Consider the following 16,917-nt stretch of genomic DNA (forward strand, 5'->3'; position numbering starts at 1 on the left):
GATTCCGGCATCGCCCCAATCCAATATTTCATTGGAAGGTTATCGGACTTGTTCCTAGACTGATGCGGGGCCTGTATACCGCGCCGGCAGGACACGCCGGCCGGCGCAGCCCGATCCGCGCCAGCGCCATCCAGAAACACAACAGCGCCGCGGCACACAACGACATCATCGGAGACGGACCATGACATTCATCAGGAAGCTGGCGGCCGGCGCGATCGTCGCCGCGGCGACGGTGCTGGCAGGCGGCGCGCACGCGCAGCAAAAGCCGATCACGCTCGGGTTCTCGCAGGTCGGCGCGGAAAGCGCGTGGCGCACCGCGAACACCGTGTCGGTGAAGAGCGCGGCGAAGGAGGCCGGCATCAACCTGAAATTCTCGGACGCGCAGCAGAAGCAGGAGAACCAGATTCGCGCGATCCGCTCGTTCATCGCGCAGAAAGTCGACGTGATCGCATTCTCGCCGGTCGTCGAATCGGGCTGGGAGCCGGTGCTGAACGAAGCGAAGGCCGCGCATATCCCGGTGATCCTGACCGACCGCGGCGTCGACGTGAAGGATCCGTCGTTGTACGTGACGATGATCGGCTCCGACTTCCTCGAGGAAGGGCGGCGCGCCGGCCACTGGCTGGAAGAGCGCTACAAGAACGACGCAGGCCCGATCAACATCGTCGAATTGCAGGGCACGGTCGGCTCCGCACCGGCCAACGACCGCCGCGCGGGCCTGCTCGAGGTGATCAAGAACAATCCGAAATTCAAGGTGATCGCGTCGCAGAGCGGCGACTTCACGCTCGCCGGCGGCAAGCAGGTGATGGAAGCGTTCGCGAAGACCTACGGCAAGCAGATCAACGTCGTCTACGCGCACAACGACGACATGGCGCTCGGCGCGATCCAGGCGATGGAGGAAGCCGGGATCAAGCCCGGCAAGGACGTGAGCGTCGTGTCGTTCGACGCGACCAAGGGCGGCTTCCAGGCGATGGTCGCCGGCAAGATCAACGTCGACGTCGAATGCAGCCCGCTGCTCGGCCCGCAGCTGATGACCGCGGTGAAGGACGTGGTCGCCGGCAAGCAGTTGCCCAAGCGCATCGTGACCAACGAGACGGTGTTCCCGATGAACGTCGCGGCGCAGGTGCTGCCGACCCGCAAGTACTGACCTGTCCGCCCGGACGGCGGCCCTGGCGGCCCCGTCCGGCGACGCTTCGACGGAGGATGCATGGAGAGTGCGCCGGTGGTCGAGATGATCGGCATCGACAAGTCGTTTCCGGGCGTCAGCGCGCTGCAGCGCGTGGATTTCCGGCTGTTTCCGGGTGAGATCCACGCGCTGATGGGCCAGAACGGCGCGGGCAAGTCGACGCTGATCAACGTGCTCACCGGCGTGCATGCGCACGATGCGGGCGAGATTCGCGTCGGCGGCGCGCCGGTGAATTTCGCCGCGCCGCGCGAGGCCGAGGCGGCCGGCATCCAGACGCTGTACCAGGAAGTGAACCTGTGCGCGAACCTGTCGGTCGCGGAGAACATCTTCGCGGGCCGGCAGCCGATGCGGCGCGGCGCGATCGACTGGAACACGATCCATGCGCGCGCGCGGGCCGCGCTCGCCGAGCTCGACCTGTCGCTCGACGTCACGCGCTCGCTCGACGCGTATCCGATCGCGGTGCAGCAGATGGTCGCGATCGCGCGTGCGGTGTCGGTCGACGCGCGCGTGCTGATTCTCGACGAGCCGACCTCGAGCCTCGACGACGGCGAGGTCGCGCGGCTGTTCGACGTGCTGCGCCGGCTGAAGGCGTCGGGCATCGCGATCCTGTTCGTCACGCATTTTCTCGAGCAGACCTATGCGGTGTCCGACCGGATCACCGTGATGCGCAACGGCGAGCGCGAAGGCGAGTATCTCGCGCGCGACCTGCCGGTCGACCTGCTGGTCGCGAAGATGACCGGCCGCGAGCGCATGTCCGACACGCTGCAGGCGGGCGCCGCGGCGGTCGAGCGTGACGTGGCCACCACCGCGCCGTTCCTGTCGATGCAGCAGGTCGGCCGGCGCGGGATGATGAGCGCGCTCGATCTCGACGTGCGCCCCGGCGAGATCGTCGGGCTGGCCGGGCTGCTCGGCTCGGGCCGCACCGAAACCGCGCAACTCGCGTTCGCCGCGGCGCGCCCGGATACCGGCGCGATCGAGATCGACGGCGCGCGCAAGCGGCTCGCGTCGCCGCACGACGCGGTGCGCAACGGCATCGCGTATTGCCCGGAAGACCGCAAGAAGGAGGGCATCGTCGCGGCGCTGTCGATCCGCGAGAACATCGTGCTCGCGCTGCAGGCGCGGCGCGGCTGGTGGCGGCTGATCGGGCGGGCGCGCCAGCGCGAGATCGCCGATACGTACATCGGGCGGCTCGGCATCAAGGCGCGCGACGCGGAGCAGCCGATCGGGCTGCTGTCGGGCGGCAACCAGCAGAAGGTGCTGCTCGCGCGCTGGCTCGCGACGGACCCGAAGCTGCTGATTCTCGACGAGCCGACGCGCGGCATCGACGTCGCCGCGAAGTTCGACATCATGGAGCGCGTGCTGGCGCTGTGCGCGCAAGGGCTCGCGATCCTGTTCATCTCGTCGGAGATCGGCGAGGTCGTGCGCGTGAGCCACCGGATCGCGGTGCTGCGCGACCGGCGCAAGGTAGCGGAACTGACGGGCGCCGATGCGTCCGAGGAGCAGGTTTACCGGTTGATCGCGGGAGGCCAGTCATGACGGGTTTGCGCACGCTGTTTCGTCATCCGCTCGCGTGGCCGATGCTGACGCTCGCACTGCTGTTCGCGCTGGACGTCGCGCATCGGCCGGGCTTCCTGTCGATCGCGCTGCTCGACGGCCACCTGTTCGGCGCGCCGATCGACATCCTGAACCGCGCGGCGCCGCTCGTGATCGTGTCGCTCGGGATGACGCTCGTGATCGCGACGCGCGGGATCGACATCTCGGTCGGCGCGATCGTCGCGATCGCCGGCGCGGCGGCCGCGATCGTGCTCGAGGCGGATCCGTCGCGCGTGGGCGCGGCGCTGGCCGCCGCGCTCGGCGTCGGGCTGCTGGCCGGCGCATGGAACGGGCTGCTCGTCGCCTTCGTCGGGATGCAGCCGATCATCGCGACCCTGATCCTGATGGTGGCCGGCCGCGGCGTCGCGCAATTGCTGACGGGCGGCCAGATCATCCCGATCGGCGCGCCCGGCTACCTCGCGCTCGGCGGCGGCTATCTCGCGACCGTGCCGTGCGCGGTGTGGATCGCACTCGCGACGATCGGCGCGATCGCGCTGCTGGTGAACCGCACCGCGCTCGGGCTGTTCATTCGCGCGATCGGCGTGAACCCGGTCGCGACGCGGCTCGTCGGGCTGCGCTCGGGCGCGGTCGTGTTCGGCGTGTATCTGTGCTCGGGCGTGATGTCGGCGCTCGCGGGCATCCTCGCGAGCTCGAACGTGCGCAGCGCCGACGGCAACAATGCCGGGCTGCTGCTCGAACTCGACGCGATCCTCGCGGTGACGCTCGGCGGCACGTCGCTGCTCGGCGGCCGCTTCAGCCTCGCGGGCTCGGTGCTCGGCGCGCTGATCATCCAGACGCTCACCTACACGACCTATTCGATCGGCGTGCCGCCGGAGGCGACGCTCGTCGTCAAGGCGGTCGTCGTGATCGTCGTGACGCTGATCCAGTCGGACGCGGCGCGCGCACTGTTCGTGCGGCACGCGTCGCGGCTGCTGCCCTCCGCGCGATCGCGCGCCACCACCACCGGAGCGACGCCGCGATGACCCGTTTCCTTGGCCGCCTCGCCGATCCGCGCACGCTGCCGATCGTCGTGACGATCGTGCTGTTCGTCGCGCTGTTCGGCTTCGGGTCCGTGATGTACACGGGCTTTTTCTCGATGCAGGTGCTGACCGGGCTGCTCGTCGACAACGCGTTCCTGCTGATCGTCGTGATCGGGATGACGTTCGTGATCGTGTCGGGCGGCATCGACCTGTCGGTGGGCTCGGTCGTTGCGCTGACAACGATCTTCTGCGCGGTCGGCGCCGAGCGGCTGCACTGGCCCGTGTGGGCGATCGTGCCGCTGGTGCTCGCGTTCGGCGCGCTATATGGCGCGGCGATGGGTGCGCTGATCCATTATTTCCGGCTGCAGCCGTTCATCGTCACGCTCGCCGGGATGTTTCTCGCGCGGGGCGCGTGCTTCCTGATCACCACGCAGTCGATCACGATCAACGAGCCGGCGTTCCATGCGATTGCGGGCATCAGCGTGCCGGTCGGCGGCGGCACGCTGAGCGCCGGCGCGCTGATCGCGCTCGCGACGCTGGCCGTCGCGATCTACGTCGCGCATTTCACGCGCTTCGGCCGCAACGTGTACGCGGTCGGCGGCAACGAACGCTCGGCGTTGCTGATGGGCCTGCCGGTCGCGCGCACGAAGATCGGCGTCTATGCGCTGAGTGGCTTCTGTTCGGCGCTCGGCGGCGTGGTGTTCACGCTGTACGTGCTGTCGGGCTACGGGCTGCAGGCGCAGGGGATGGAGCTCGACGCGATCGCCGCGACCGTGATCGGCGGCACGCTGTTGACGGGCGGCGTGGGCTACGTGATCGGCTCGGTGTTCGGCGTCGGCATCCTCGGCACGATCCAGGTGCTGATCACGTTCGACGGCACGCTGAGTTCGTGGTGGACGCGGATCGTGATCGGCGCGCTGCTGTGCGTGTTCTGCGTGCTGCAGCGGGTCATCGAGCGGCACGCGACGCGACGCCGTACCGGCGGCACCGGGCTCGGCGCGCGGCGGCCGGCGCGCGATACCGCGGCCGCGCGGCCGGCGCCGCCCGAAGAGGACGCCGCGCTGGTATCGACGATGCGGCGGTTGTAGGCGACCGATCGCCTTTGCGCAAGGAGAACGGGATGAAGCGCGATGATCCGACGATGGACCTGGCCGATGCACCGGCCGTCGAGCATGGCCGCCGGCCGCTGCTCGACCTGGGCGACGCGCGCGACTGCCGGATCGTGGCCGATGCGCTGCGCGTGCTGCTGCGCGAGCGCTCGGAGGCGCTCGCGTTCGCGATGCGCGTGGCCGACGAGCATGGTCGCCCGCGTCCGGACGCCGGCGACTTCGGCCTGACCGACATCATTCGGCTGGCCCGCGTCGTCGAGCGGGCCGACCGGCAGCGCGAGCGAACCGCGGTGGAATGACCGGCGCGGCGGAACGCACAGCGCGTGCTCGCGCCGTCAGGCCGGCCCGGTCGCGTCCGCTTCGGTGTCGAACGACGTATCCGCCACGCGCGTGCGTTTCAGCGAGCCGGCCAGTTTTTCGATCGCGTGCAGGTCCAGCGCATCGAGGTGCGCGCGCATTTCGTGCACGAATGGCCCGTGGTCCGGCTCGTCCACATACTGGCCAAGCCATTCCTCGATATCGGTCAGCCGGCCTTCACTGGCGAGCACGGCCAGTTCGGCGAGCGCATCGGCGGGCGGGCTGCGCATCGCCGGCGCGGCGCTGGCCGGTTTCGCTTCGTCGGCGGGATCGAACCGTCTGACGAGCCCCGACACCGGCGCGAGCGCATGGCCGAGGGCCGGCGCGACGACCGCGAACGAGAACGTGGTGCCGACGCCCGGCCGGCTCGCGACGGCCAGCTCGCCGCCCATCGCGGCGACGATGCGCTGCGCGATGAACAGGCCGAGCCCGGTGCCGCCGTTGACGGCCTGCACCTGCTGGTACGCGCGGAAGATATCGGTGGTCGCGGTGATGTCGATGCCGATACCCGTATCGGCGACCTCGAACCGCAGGCGCCACGCGTCGCCTTCGCGCGACGCATGAACCGACAGCGTGACCGTGCCGTCGCGCGTGAATTTCGACGCATTGGACAGCAGGTTCAGCAGCACCTGTTGCAGCCGGATACCGTCGATCAGCACCGTGCGTGGCAGCGGCGTGACGGGTTGGTAGACGAAGCGGTTGTCCTGCTGCGCGCACAGCGCGAGCGCGTAGTGGCCGATGTCGTCCAGCAGCCCGGGCAGGTCGGTGCGGTCGGGCGCGATGCCGAGCGGCTGGAGTTCGGCCTTCGTGAACGCGAGCAATTCGTCGATCAGCGCGAGCTGATAGCGGATGCTGCGGTCGATCGACCGGATCAGCCGCGCCTGGCCGCGCGTCGCGCCTTGCAGCAGCAGCTTCGCATAGCCGTTGATCGTCGACAGCGGCGCGCGCAGGTCGTGGCTGACGTAGCCGAGCGTCTCGATCTTCTGCTGCAGGTGCGTCTTCGACTGCTGCAACGCATCGTTGAGCGCGACCGTGCGCCGCGCGACCTCGTCGCGCAGCCGATCCTGCTCGGTGAGCTGCCAGTGTTCGAGCCGCTTGCGCGCCTCGGTGCGTTGTTTGCCCACGTGGTTGATCCACGCGGCCAGCACCAGCAGATGTGTGGCGAGACCGATGATCGAGGTCACCGGGTTGGGATAGATGTCGGACTTGAGCCAGAACAACCAGGCCGGCAGCGCGTCCAGGCCGTCGAGCAGACGGATCAGGAAATTCAAGCTCCCGAACGCCACGGCGATCAGCATCACGCGGCCCGTTGGTGTTCTGCGGATCGCGAGCGTCAGCGCGATGCCGAGGTTGACGATCGAAAGCGCGGTGTTCAGCCACAGGCAGAACCCGGCGAAGATCACCAGATCGCCGAACGCCGCGCCGGCCATTCCCGCGCATTCGAGCGCGAGAAACGCCACGTACACCGCGCGCATCGGCAGCTTCGCCTTCTCGCGATGCGCGACCATCAGGATGAAGACGATGAAGCACACGATCGACAGGTACGCGAAGATCGTCTCGCCGCGCGTCGACCATTCGCGCGCGCCCGGCGCCAGGGCCATCGCGATGTAGCCACGGTACGCGGCCTCGAACAGCGCGGTGTTCAGGGTCAGCACGGCCAGCACGTGGAACATCCCGCTGCGCGAGAAAAAGCCGATCAGCAGCGCGCACCAGACGAGGGCGAGCAGTCCGCCGAAGAAGCCGAAGTTCCACATCGACGCGTGCAACTCCTGCGCGATCCACGCGTCGCGCGTGAACGCCACCGGCGCAAGCCGCATTCCCTTGCGCGACGTGATGCGGATCAGCACGGGGAGTTGTTCGCCCGCGCGCAGCGTGACGTCGAGCGTCGGGTAGCGCGACGACGCGTCGTGCGCGCCGCCGCGGTCGGCCGGGAAGCTGCGCTCGAGTCTCCATCGACCGTGCTGGCCGACATAGAAGTCGGCGCGGTCGACGCGCGCATCGCGAATCGCGAGCACCAGCGGGCGCGTGTCGCTGTCGCGATTGATCAGCGTCGCACGGACCCACCACGCCGAGCGCGAAAACGACACGTTGAACGACGGGCGGGCCGCCGTGGCCGCGTGGCGGGCTGGATCGTCGAGCCGGGCGGCCACGTCGTCGACGGACAGCGTCGTGCCGGCGTCTTCGAAAACCGATACGGCGTCGAGTTGCGCAGGATTCGGCGTCGTTGCGGCACGGGCCGTCGCGCACGTGACGGCCAGCGCCGCCAGAAGCAGGAGCAACACGCGACATCCCGCTGCCCATGCCGCGTATCGACTACGCATCGCCGTGGTGCCCCCCCGGTGCGGCCGGCGCGTCGACCGCGTGGCGCTGGCGCCGCCAGTCGGACGGCGTCGTGCCGAAGCGTTCGCGGAACGCCGTCGCGAAATTGCCGGGCGTGGAAAAGCCGATTTCCTCCGCGATGTCGCCGATGCCCATCGACGTTTCCGACAGGAAGTGCATCGCGGCGCGCAGGCGCGTGTCGCGCAGGTATTCGAATACGGTCTGGCCGAGATGGTCGCGAAACGCGCGCGACAGCCGCTTTTCGTGGGTGCCGACCTGCCTCGCGAGATCCTCGAGAGAGGGCGGATGGCGCAGGTCGCGCAGCAGTACGTCGCTTGCCGCGCGCACGAGGGCCGCGTCGCGATTGTCGGGCAATTCGGGCAGGTGCGCGAACGGCTGGCTGGGTCGCACGCGTTTCAGGTGATTGCGGATTCGCGCGATGACTTCCGCCGGTTCGAACGGCTTGACGATGTAGTCGATCGCACCCGTTTCGAGTCCCGCGATGCGATCCTCGAGATCGCCCGCGGCGGTCAGGATGATCACCGGAATGGATTGCGTCGACGGTGTGGACGCCAGCAGCCGGCTCGCGGCGAAACCGTCCATGCGCGGCATGCGGACGTCCATCAGGATCAGGTCGGGCGCGATGGCCTGCGCGCGGTGATAGGCCTGCAGCCCGTCGAACGCGACGCTGATCCGGCACTGCGCGGTGCGCAGGATTTCGGTCAGGAGCCGCAGGTCGTTCGGGCGGTCGTCGACGAGGAGGATATGTGCGCCGGCGAGTTCCGGCGTGGTGCGTGGCGACGCCGAACTGGGCAAGCGGGATGGCATGGTTGCGAACGCGTGGGAAGGGAGTGGCCTGTCAGGTCGGAGGCATCGCAATCTGTACGATTGTTGCAAAAAATTATATGCCGACAACAGTGTCGGTTGTGAGGATTCCGTGCGGCACGTGTGGGCTTGTCGGGCGCGCGTGGCGGCGCCGTCTGCACTGGAGAAAATGAATCGGAAAAATGTGCCGAGTCGATTTCCGGAATTCCGGTCTTTATTTCCGGCTAAATGAATTTTGTAATATGAATGGCCCGGATGATGAATTCATCCTTTCGATGTCGAAATCAGAGTGTGCCGGTGTAAATGGATTCCGATAATTCCTTGTTAGTCAGATTGAATCTCCATCGATGCCAGGCGGATATTCCTCTTTCCGGAAAATCTGATTTCCTGAAGGTATGTATGAATGTAAATGCCGTCCGCTACGGAAAAGAATTTGTCCGCTGCGGAAAAGGTTTGTTCGGGAGAATGCCGGCACACTAGCCCCGACGCGGCTGGAATCGGTTCGTTCACTGTCTCCGGTTACCGCGAAGATTGCTGTTTCCTTTGCTTTCATTACATTCGACATTCAATGTCACATTGGATGATGTCATTGTCGGACGATGGGCGGGCGGCAACAAGAAAATAACGGGCACGAGGGTAATGAAACCGTCATGATTCGCGAAATGGTTCGATATAAAAGATGAATCGAAAAATGACGGGATGGGGCTGGATGTAAGGCATCGAGCGAGAAGAAATCGTCAAGTAAATTCGATCGATTAATTCGATGCCGGGGCCGTTCGGCGACTGACCGGGTTTTCCGGAAATCCGGAAAACCCGGCCCGCGCGCCGGACGGAAAGGGGTGAGTGACTTCGCGTGGGTCTTCGGGCGGTTCGATCGATCCGGTTGCCGCGCGCGGCACTCTGTCGAATCAGGCGGATACGAAAAATATGAACACGACAAGCATGGCAGGTCAGGGCGTCGGGTCGATCGATCCGGGGCCGGCTGTCAGCGCCGGCGATCCGGCGGCGCGTGCTTCAGATCCGGGGACTGCACGGCGTCTTTCGCCGCCTGAATGAAACGTGACGGGCCGCCCGCGATGCGGGCCGGCATTCGCTCGTCCTGCGTCCGAGCGACGCTTTTCCGATGAGATTCGAGGTCGCCCTTCGGCGGGGGCGACGGTGTGCGCGCGTGCGGTTTCGCGGCGCGTCGTGCGCCGTGTCGTCGCCGGGCCGGCGATGTCGGCTTCCGTGAGCCGCTGACCGGCGATCGCCATCGCGCATCGTGCCGAACGGGCATGCGCGGCGACCGGCCGGGCCGTCGAGATGTGTATCGAGCATGTCGGGCAACGCTGTTCGTAGTCTTTATTAGTTATACGAAGTGAGAGGCGGGCGGCGCGAGGCAGGCGAACGCGGAGAGGGTCCGCGCTTCGTTCGGCGTCGCGCTCGCCGTCGCGTCATCCAGCACATGAGAACCGAGGGAACACGAGATGAACAAGTCGTTCAAGTCGATCTGGAACGAAGCACTGGGAGCCTGGGTTGCGGCTTCGGAACTCGATCGGGCACGCGGCAAGCGTGTGGCGTCGTCGAGAAGGGTGACCGAGCACGTCACGCATGCGGGTGCCGCCATGCGCCCGGCCGCGCATCCAGGGCTGTCGCCGCGGCGTATCGTGATGACGCTGGCGGCCGCGTATCTCGGGCTGTTTCAGGCCGGCGCGCACGCGCAGTATTCGGCGGGCGGCGGCTCCGCGACCGGCGGTGCCAGTTCGATCGCGGTCGGTAACGGTTCGGTGGCCACGCAGGTGAATTCCACTGCGTTCGGTAACCTGTCCACGGCGGCAGGCACATCAGCCACGGCACTGGGCCCGGGTGCGCACGCGATGGGTGACGGATCGACGGCCATCGGCATCAATGCGCAGGCGACCGGCGTCAACAGTGCATCGCTCGGCGTTCAGGCGATCGGTTCCGGGAACTACTCGGTCGCGATCGGCAACCTGTCGAGTGCGACCCAAAGCGGCGCGGTGGCGATGGGCAGCGGCGCGGCGGCGACCGGTGTTTCCGCGGTCGGGCTGGGCAACAACGCGCTGGCGTCCGGTCAGTATGCGGCCGCGCTGGGTCTCGGGGCGAGCGCGGCCGGGGCGCAAAGCGTCGCGCTCGGCTATGCGACGCATGCGACGGACACCGGCAACGTCGCGATCGGCAATCAGGCGACGAGTACGGGCACGGCAGGTGTCGCACTGGGCAGCGGCGCACTGGTAACCGGCAATTCCGGTCTCGCGATGGGCGTGAACAGCGGTGCGAAAGGCACCTCGTCGATTGCGATCGGCTGGGGCGGAACCGCCGGTGTGCCGGGCTCGGGCACGCAGTCGCTCGGCACGAGTTCGATCGCGATGGGCTCCAACGCGACGGCCGGTGCCAACAGTTCACAGGCATTCGGCCTGAACGCGAACGCGTCGGGCGTCAGCTCGATCGCGATGGGCGTGCAATCGACCGCGACGCAGCAGTTCGCGACCGCGCTCGGCAATCTGGCGCTGGCGACCGGCATTTCCTCCAGCGCACTGGGGCCGGGTGCGACGGCGTCGGCCGCGAATGCGACGGCCGTCGGCATCAACAGCGTCGCGGCAGCTACGTCGACCGTCGCGATCGGCGACAGCAACTCGGTCGCCGCCACCGCCGGCGCGGGTTCGATCGCCGGCGGCAACCTGTCGAAGGTGCTGGGCGGTACCGGCGCCGTCGCGCTCGGCTTCGGCCAGACCGTGAGCGGTGACGGCGCGGTGGCGATCGGCGATCCGAGCAGCGCGATCGGCACCGGCGCGGTCACGATGGGTTCGAACAACACCGCGAACGGCAACGGCGCGGTGGCGATCGGCAATACGAACAATGCGCAGGGCACGGGTTCGCTCGCACTCGGCAACACGTCCACCGCCGCAGCGGCGGGCGCGGTCGCGTTCGGCGCGTCGGCCATCGCGAACAATGCAAACGATGTCGCGCTCGGCTCCGGTTCGGTGACGGACGTGCCGCATCCGACGGCGACCGGCACGCTCGGCGGCGTCACGTACAACTACAACGGTACGAATCCGACGAGCGTCGTCAGCGTCGGCGCGGCGGGCACCGAGCGCCAGATCACCAACGTCGCGGCCGGGCGCGTCAATTCGGCGAGCACGGATGCGATCAACGGCTCGCAACTTGCCGCGACGAACACGGCGCTCGATTCGCTGTCGACATCGACGGCGTCGAGCATCACGTCGTTGTCGACCGGGGTTTCGTCGTTGTCGACAGGGCTGAGTTCGACCAACAGCGCGGTGACGTCGCTGTCCACGTCGACGTCGACGGGCATCGGCTCGTTGTCGACGGGGCTGAGTTCGACCAACAGTGCGGTGACGTCGCTGTCCACGTCGACGTCGACGGGCATCGGCTCGCTGTCGACGGGCTTGAGCTCGACCGACAGCACGGTCGCGTCGCTGTCGACGTCCACATCGACGGGGCTGTCGTCGGCCAATAGCTCGATCACGTCGTTGTCCACGTCGACCTCGACGGGTATCAATTCGTTGTCCACCGGGTTGAGTTCGACCGACAGCGCGGTCACGTCGCTGTCGACTTCCACGTCGACGGGGCTGTCGTCGGCCAATAGCGCGATCACGTCGTTGTCGACATCGACGTCGACGGGCATCAGCTCGCTGTCCACAGGTCTGAGCTCGACGAACAGCGCGGTCACGTCGCTGTCGACGTCCACGTCGACGGGCCTGTCGTCGGCCAATAGTTCGATCACGTCGTTGTCCACGTCGACGTCGACGGTCGTCGGTTCGCTGTCCACCGGCCTGAGTTCGACGAACAGCGCAGTGACGTCATTGTCCACGTCGACTTCGACGGGCATCGGTTCGCTGTCCACCGGCCTGAGCTCGACCAACAGCACGGTGACGTCACTGTCGACGTCGACGTCGACGGGCATCAGCTCGCTGTCCACCGGCCTGAGCTCGACCAACAGCACGGTGACGTCACTGTCGACGTCGACGTCGACGGGCATCAGCTCGCTGTCCACCGGCCTGAGCTCGACCAACAGCACGGTGACGTCACTGTCGACGTCCACGTCGACGGGCATCGGCTCGCTGTCCACTGGCCTGAGTTCGACCAACAGCACGGTGACGTCGCTGTCGACGTCCACGTCGACGGGCATCGGCTCGCTGTCCACCGGGCTGAGTTCGACCAACAGCACGATCACGTCGCTGTCCACGTCGACCTCGACGGTCGTCGGCTCGCTGTCCACCGGCCTGAGCTCGACGAACAGCAGCCTGACGTCGCTGTCGACCGCCACATCGACCGGGATCGGTTCGCTGTCGACGGGCCTGAGCTCGATCGCGAACAACAACACGAACCTCGGTAACAGCACGGCCGGCGCGATCGGCGGCGGCGCGACCTACGATCCGACCACCGGCACGATCTCGGCGCCGTCGTACGTGACCTACAACAGCGACGGCTCCACGACGATCAACAACAACGTCGGCTCCGCGATCGACAACATCAACGCGCACGGCATCAAGTATTTCCACGCGAACTCGACCGCGCCGGACAGCCAGGCGGTGGGCGTCGACAGCGTCGCGATCGGCCCGAACGCGATCTCCAGGGTCGACGGCAGCATCGCGCTCGGCTCGGGCTCGGTGGCCGACCGCGCCGTGGTGCCGTCGTCGGGCATCCTGCGCAACGGCAGCGCGTCGATCCCGTTCGACACGACCGACCAGACGCTGCTCGGCGCGGTCTCGGTGGGCGATGCGACGAACAAGACCTACCGCCAGATCACCAACGTCGCAGACGGCACCGGCCAGCAGGACGCGGTGACGGTGCGGCAGTTGACCGGCGCGCTGCAGTCGTTCGCGGTCACGGCGCAGAAGTACTTCCACGCGAACTCGACGGCGGCGGATTCGCTCGCGGTCGGCGCGGAATCGGTCGCGGTCGGGCCGACGACGGTCGTCAACGGCGACAACGGCGTGGGCATCGGCAACGGCGCGATCGTCGACCAGACCGCGCCGGGCGGGGTCGCGATCGGCCAGGCGGCCAGCTCTGCGCAGGCCGACGCGATCGCGCTGGGCAGCGGCGCGACGGCGACCGGCGCGCAGTCGGTCGCACAGGGCGCGAACGCGGTGGCGGTCAGCGTGGGCAGCGTCGCGCTCGGCTCGGGTGCACGCGGCACGGCGACCGACGCGCTCGCGCTCGGCGCCGGTGCGTCGGCGACGTTCGCGAACAGCGTCGCGCTGGGCGCCGGATCGCTGACCACGGTCGGCGCGCTGACGAACTACGTCGCGTACGGGCTGAGCAGCCCGCAGTCGTCGGCCGGCGAAGTGAACGTCGGCAACCGGCAGATCACGGGTCTCGCGGCCGGCAAGAACGGCACCGACGCGGTGAACGTGTCGCAGCTCGATTCGGTCGCCAACCAGCTGACGACGCTGATTAACCAACGCGGCGGGCAGTACACGACGAACCCGAGCGGCGGCAACGTGCCGCCGGGAGCGAGCGGTTCGAATTCGTCGGCGGGCGGTTCGGGGGCGGTCGCATCGGGCTCGAACAGTACGGCGGTCGGCAACAGTTCGCTCGCATCGGGCAACGGTTCTTCCGCGATCGGGGTGGGCGCGACCGCATCGGGCAACAACTCGACGGCGATCGGCGCGGGCAGCAACGACGGCGGACGCTCGAACGTGGTCGCGGTCGGCTCGGCGGATTCGGCGCGGCAAGTCGTGAACGTCGCGGCCGGCACGCAGGGCACCGACGCGGTGAACGTGAACCAGCTCAATGCGGTATCGAACCAGTTCACGCAGTCGCTGAACACGGTCAACAACCAGCTCACGCAGATGCAGCAGCAGATCCAGCAGACCGATTCGATGGCCCGCGAGGGGATCGCCGCGACCGCCGCGATGGCGTCGATCCCGCACATGGACCGCGATTCGAACTTCGCGATGGGGGTCGGCACGGCGACGTTCCAGGGCCAGAAGGCCATGGCGGTCGGCGTGCAGGCGCGCGTCACGGAGAACCTGAAGGCGACGCTGAACGGCGGTTTCGCCGGCAGCCAGCGCGTCGTCGGCGCGGGCGTGCTGTATCAGTGGAAGTGATCGCGCGCAGCGGTTCGTTCCGGCACGCGTTGCCGGAGCGGGCCGCGCCGAACGCAAACGCATGCGCGTGCGGCCGCGCCGCACGCTGCGCCCATCGCATTCTCGGAGTCATCAAGTGAAAAACATCCATCTTGCCCTGCTGGCGTCCGTCGTTTCCCTCGCGGCCTGTTCGAGTGCGTCGGGGCCGACGTACAACGCGTACGAACTGCAGCCGCGCGACGGCATCCGCACGTTCCGGGTCGACTGCCACGGCATCCTGTCGACCGCGAAAACCTGCATGAAGGTCGCGACGCGCATGTGCGGCAACGAGCCGGTGCGCCTCGTCGACACCACCACGCCGTACCGCGACGGCGCCGATCCGCATTCGATCCTGTTCCAGTGCGGCGCGGCGCCCGCGCCGGCCGCCGCGGCCGTCGCGCCGGCGCCCGTGCCGGTCGAGAAAGTGAACCTGACCGGCGACGCGTATTTCGCGACCGACTCGGCCGTGCTGACGCCCGCGGCCACCGCGGCGCTCGACAAGCTGCTGAACCAGCAGGCCGACCGGCATTTCGCGCGCGTGGAAGTGGACGGCTATACCGACGCGACCGGCTCGGATGCGCACAATCAGGCGCTGTCGAAACGCCGGGCGGACGCCGTTGCCGGGTATTTGCGCGAGCACGGGCTGAAGGCGGATGCGTTCGCCGCGACCGGCCACGGAGAAGCCAATCCGGCGGCGTCGAACGATACGGCCGAAGGGCGTGCGCGCAATCGCCGCGTGGAAATCTCGCTGCAGAAGTAGGACGCTGCGACCGGATTGCCGCAAGCGCGGCCGTCGAAGCCGGACGGCTCGCTTGCGGCGATGATGACGCCCCGGTGCGCTCAGTGCCTGATCATGCAGACGGCCACGATCTCGTACCCCGGGTCGGCATGCGCGCTCGCGGCTTTCTCCGCTTCGTCATACGAACCGAAGGAGGCGGCATCCTCGATGGCCGGCGCCATGCCGATATCGCCGTCCTCGGCGGTGCACAGGAACTGCTCGCCGGTCTTCACGACGTAGACGGACATCATGATTCCCTCCATGGTTGGCAGGGGAAATTCCAGTCTAGCAGGCACGAACGAAGTCGGCGGCGACGCGATACGCGGCCCTCGACCGCCGGTTCGTCGATCCGGCCATTCCGTGAAGGGCCGGATGCGCGGCCGCGGGCCGGTGTGGGCCGGCGAGCGCGCGGCGGCGCAAAGCCGTGCACAATACGCGCATGCGCGCCCCCGATCTCGAATGCCTTGTCGCCGTCACCATGCCCTTCGGAAAATACCAGGGCCGACTCGTCGCCGACCTGCCCGGACCTTACCTCAACTGGCTGGCCCGCGAAGGGTTCCCGCGCGGCGAACTCGGCCGACAGCTCGCGCTCATGCACGAGATCGACCATAACGGCTTGCGGCACCTGCTGGAGCCGCTGCGCAAACCCGCATAGCACGGCACACGCCCGGTCGATCGCGCCACCCCGATCCGCGTGCCGCGCGCAGACCGACTCCTCCCGCGTACCTCGAGGGCCGACATGGAAATCAAATGGATCGAGGACTTCCTCGCCCTCGCCCAATATCAAAGCTTTTCCCGGGCCGCTGAATTTCGCAACGTCACGCAGTCGGGTTTCAGCCGCCGCATCCAGTCGCTCGAACAATGGATCGGCGCGGAGCTGATCGATCGCAGCAGCTTTCCGCCGGTGCTGACGCCGGCCGGCCGCCTGTTTCGCGAGACGGCCGAGGACGTGCTCAGCCGCCTGTTCGACACCCGCGCGATCATCCGCACCGAGCAGCGGATCGCCGGCAAGAGCCTGCAGATCGCCGCGGGCCACACGATCGCACTGAGTTTCCTGCCCGGATGGCTCAAGGCGCTCGCACCGCATTTCGGCGAAGTGCGGGCGCGCGTCATTCCGACCAATGTCCACGATTCGATCCTGATGCTCGTCAACGGCAATTGCGAGCTGATGTTTGCGTACCACCATCCGGAACTGCCGCTTCATCTCGATCCGGCGAAGTACGCGCACCTGACCGTCGGGCTCGACACGTTGATGCCGGCGTGCCGGCCGAACCGTCGATCCGCGCCTGCATTCCGCCTGCCCGGCACGAAGCAGAACCCGCTGCCGCTGATTTCGTATACGGAGACCAGCTACTTCGGGCGCTGCCTCGCGCTGCTGCTCGGCCGCGCACCGGATGCGCCGGCATTGCAACTGCACTACGAGTCCGACATGGCCGAAGTGCTGAAGAAACTCGTGATGGAAGGCGAGGGCGTCGCGTGGCTGCCCCGCAGCGCGATCGCCGCGGAACTGTCGGCCGGCGAACTCGTGCCGGCCGGGCCGGCGGCGTGGAACCTGGAAGTCGAGCTCCGCGTGTATCGCGACGTGTCCAACCGCAGCGAATTCCTCGACACGCTGTGGCAGCACCTGCGTGCGACGCCTCCCCGGCTCGGCTGAGTCGGGGTTTTCCCGCGTTATGCGGGG

The 16,917-nt window shown here is 67.7% G+C and carries 12 protein-coding genes; 9 read left to right on the top strand and 3 right to left on the bottom strand.

The genetic code is table 11. The features are described from left to right. Positions 1-181: 181 nt before the first annotated feature. Genes HWX62_RS01030 through HWX62_RS01050 form a run of 5 tightly spaced genes read left to right on the top strand, consistent with a single transcriptional unit; the run spans position 182 to position 5,164 of the window. Entirely contained in the window at positions 182-1,144 is a 963-nt protein-coding gene (locus HWX62_RS01030) for an ABC transporter substrate-binding protein (protein ID WP_175930852.1), read from the top strand. Between the two features lie 60 nt (positions 1,145-1,204). After that, entirely contained in the window at positions 1,205-2,719 is a 1,515-nt protein-coding gene (locus HWX62_RS01035) for a sugar ABC transporter ATP-binding protein (RefSeq protein WP_175930851.1), read from the top strand. Continuing rightward, positions 2,716-3,759: an ABC transporter permease gene (locus tag HWX62_RS01040; RefSeq protein ID WP_175930850.1), complete on the top strand. Its 1,044-nt coding sequence runs from the start codon at positions 2,716-2,718 to the stop codon at positions 3,757-3,759. The genes HWX62_RS01035 and HWX62_RS01040 overlap by 4 nt, the downstream gene beginning before the upstream one ends. Next, positions 3,756-4,844: a galactofuranose ABC transporter, permease protein YjfF gene (gene yjfF, locus HWX62_RS01045; protein ID WP_175930849.1), complete on the top strand. Its 1,089-nt coding sequence runs from the start codon at positions 3,756-3,758 to the stop codon at positions 4,842-4,844. The genes HWX62_RS01040 and yjfF overlap by 4 nt, the downstream gene beginning before the upstream one ends. Before the next feature lie 32 nt (positions 4,845-4,876). Beyond that, a complete protein-coding gene (locus tag HWX62_RS01050; RefSeq protein WP_175930848.1) occupies positions 4,877-5,164 on the top strand; it encodes a hypothetical protein in 288 nt (95 codons plus the stop codon). A 36-nt stretch (positions 5,165-5,200) separates the two neighbouring features. On the opposite strand, the gene HWX62_RS01055 is transcribed toward HWX62_RS01050, so the two are convergent. Both HWX62_RS01055 and HWX62_RS01060 read right to left on the bottom strand, forming a co-directional pair. Continuing rightward, the gene (locus HWX62_RS01055; RefSeq protein WP_175930847.1) at positions 5,201-7,543 is read right to left on the bottom strand and encodes a sensor histidine kinase; all 2,343 of its coding nucleotides are present in this window, start codon (positions 7,541-7,543) and stop codon (positions 5,201-5,203) included. Beyond that, complete coding sequence (locus tag HWX62_RS01060; protein WP_175930846.1) at positions 7,536-8,369, bottom strand: response regulator; 834 nt, start codon at positions 8,367-8,369, stop codon at positions 7,536-7,538. Before HWX62_RS01060 ends, HWX62_RS01055 begins: the two co-directional genes overlap by 8 nt. A 1,463-nt stretch (positions 8,370-9,832) precedes the next feature. Between HWX62_RS01060 and HWX62_RS01065 the strand changes: the two genes are divergently transcribed. Both HWX62_RS01065 and HWX62_RS01070 read left to right on the top strand, forming a co-directional pair. Continuing rightward, the gene (locus tag HWX62_RS01065) at positions 9,833-14,440 is read left to right on the top strand and encodes a YadA-like family protein (RefSeq protein WP_175985064.1); all 4,608 of its coding nucleotides are present in this window, start codon (positions 9,833-9,835) and stop codon (positions 14,438-14,440) included. Between the two features lie 115 nt (positions 14,441-14,555). After that, entirely contained in the window at positions 14,556-15,218 is a 663-nt protein-coding gene (locus tag HWX62_RS01070; RefSeq protein ID WP_175930844.1) for an OmpA family protein, read from the top strand. 80 nt (positions 15,219-15,298) lie between these two features. Here HWX62_RS01070 and HWX62_RS01075 read toward each other — a convergent pair whose 3' ends face one another. After that, entirely contained in the window at positions 15,299-15,487 is a 189-nt protein-coding gene (locus tag HWX62_RS01075) for a hypothetical protein (protein ID WP_175930843.1), read from the bottom strand. Positions 15,488-15,675: 188 nt separating this feature from the next. Between HWX62_RS01075 and HWX62_RS01080 the strand changes: the two genes are divergently transcribed. Together HWX62_RS01080 and HWX62_RS01085 are read left to right on the top strand one after the other, a co-directional pair. Then, complete coding sequence (locus HWX62_RS01080; RefSeq protein WP_175930842.1) at positions 15,676-15,891, top strand: DUF3820 family protein; 216 nt, start codon at positions 15,676-15,678, stop codon at positions 15,889-15,891. Positions 15,892-15,975: 84 nt separating this feature from the next. After that, positions 15,976-16,890: a LysR substrate-binding domain-containing protein gene (locus tag HWX62_RS01085; RefSeq protein ID WP_175930841.1), complete on the top strand. Its 915-nt coding sequence runs from the start codon at positions 15,976-15,978 to the stop codon at positions 16,888-16,890. Positions 16,891-16,917 lie beyond the last annotated feature (27 nt).

This window comes from Burkholderia sp. BCC0506 (assembly GCF_902833145.1).
GTDB lineage: Bacteria > Pseudomonadota > Gammaproteobacteria > Burkholderiales > Burkholderiaceae > Burkholderia.

What these genes read in the sequence shown, in the direction of transcription:
- HWX62_RS01060 (WP_175930846.1), bottom strand. Translation starts at nt 8,369, where the DNA reads ATGCCATCCCGCTTGCCCAGTTCGGCGTCGCCACGCACCACGCCGGAA.
- HWX62_RS01085 (WP_175930841.1), top strand. Translation starts at nt 15,976, where the DNA reads ATGGAAATCAAATGGATCGAGGACTTCCTCGCCCTCGCCCAATATCAA.
- HWX62_RS01035 (WP_175930851.1), top strand. Translation starts at nt 1,205, where the DNA reads ATGGAGAGTGCGCCGGTGGTCGAGATGATCGGCATCGACAAGTCGTTT.
- HWX62_RS01040 (WP_175930850.1), top strand. Translation starts at nt 2,716, where the DNA reads ATGACGGGTTTGCGCACGCTGTTTCGTCATCCGCTCGCGTGGCCGATG.
- HWX62_RS01030 (WP_175930852.1), top strand. Translation starts at nt 182, where the DNA reads ATGACATTCATCAGGAAGCTGGCGGCCGGCGCGATCGTCGCCGCGGCG.
- HWX62_RS01050 (WP_175930848.1), top strand. Translation starts at nt 4,877, where the DNA reads ATGAAGCGCGATGATCCGACGATGGACCTGGCCGATGCACCGGCCGTC.
- HWX62_RS01080 (WP_175930842.1), top strand. Translation starts at nt 15,676, where the DNA reads ATGCGCGCCCCCGATCTCGAATGCCTTGTCGCCGTCACCATGCCCTTC.
- HWX62_RS01075 (WP_175930843.1), bottom strand. Translation starts at nt 15,487, where the DNA reads ATGATGTCCGTCTACGTCGTGAAGACCGGCGAGCAGTTCCTGTGCACC.
- HWX62_RS01065 (WP_175985064.1), top strand. Translation starts at nt 9,833, where the DNA reads ATGAACAAGTCGTTCAAGTCGATCTGGAACGAAGCACTGGGAGCCTGG.
- yjfF (WP_175930849.1), top strand. Translation starts at nt 3,756, where the DNA reads ATGACCCGTTTCCTTGGCCGCCTCGCCGATCCGCGCACGCTGCCGATC.
- HWX62_RS01055 (WP_175930847.1), bottom strand. Translation starts at nt 7,543, where the DNA reads ATGCGTAGTCGATACGCGGCATGGGCAGCGGGATGTCGCGTGTTGCTC.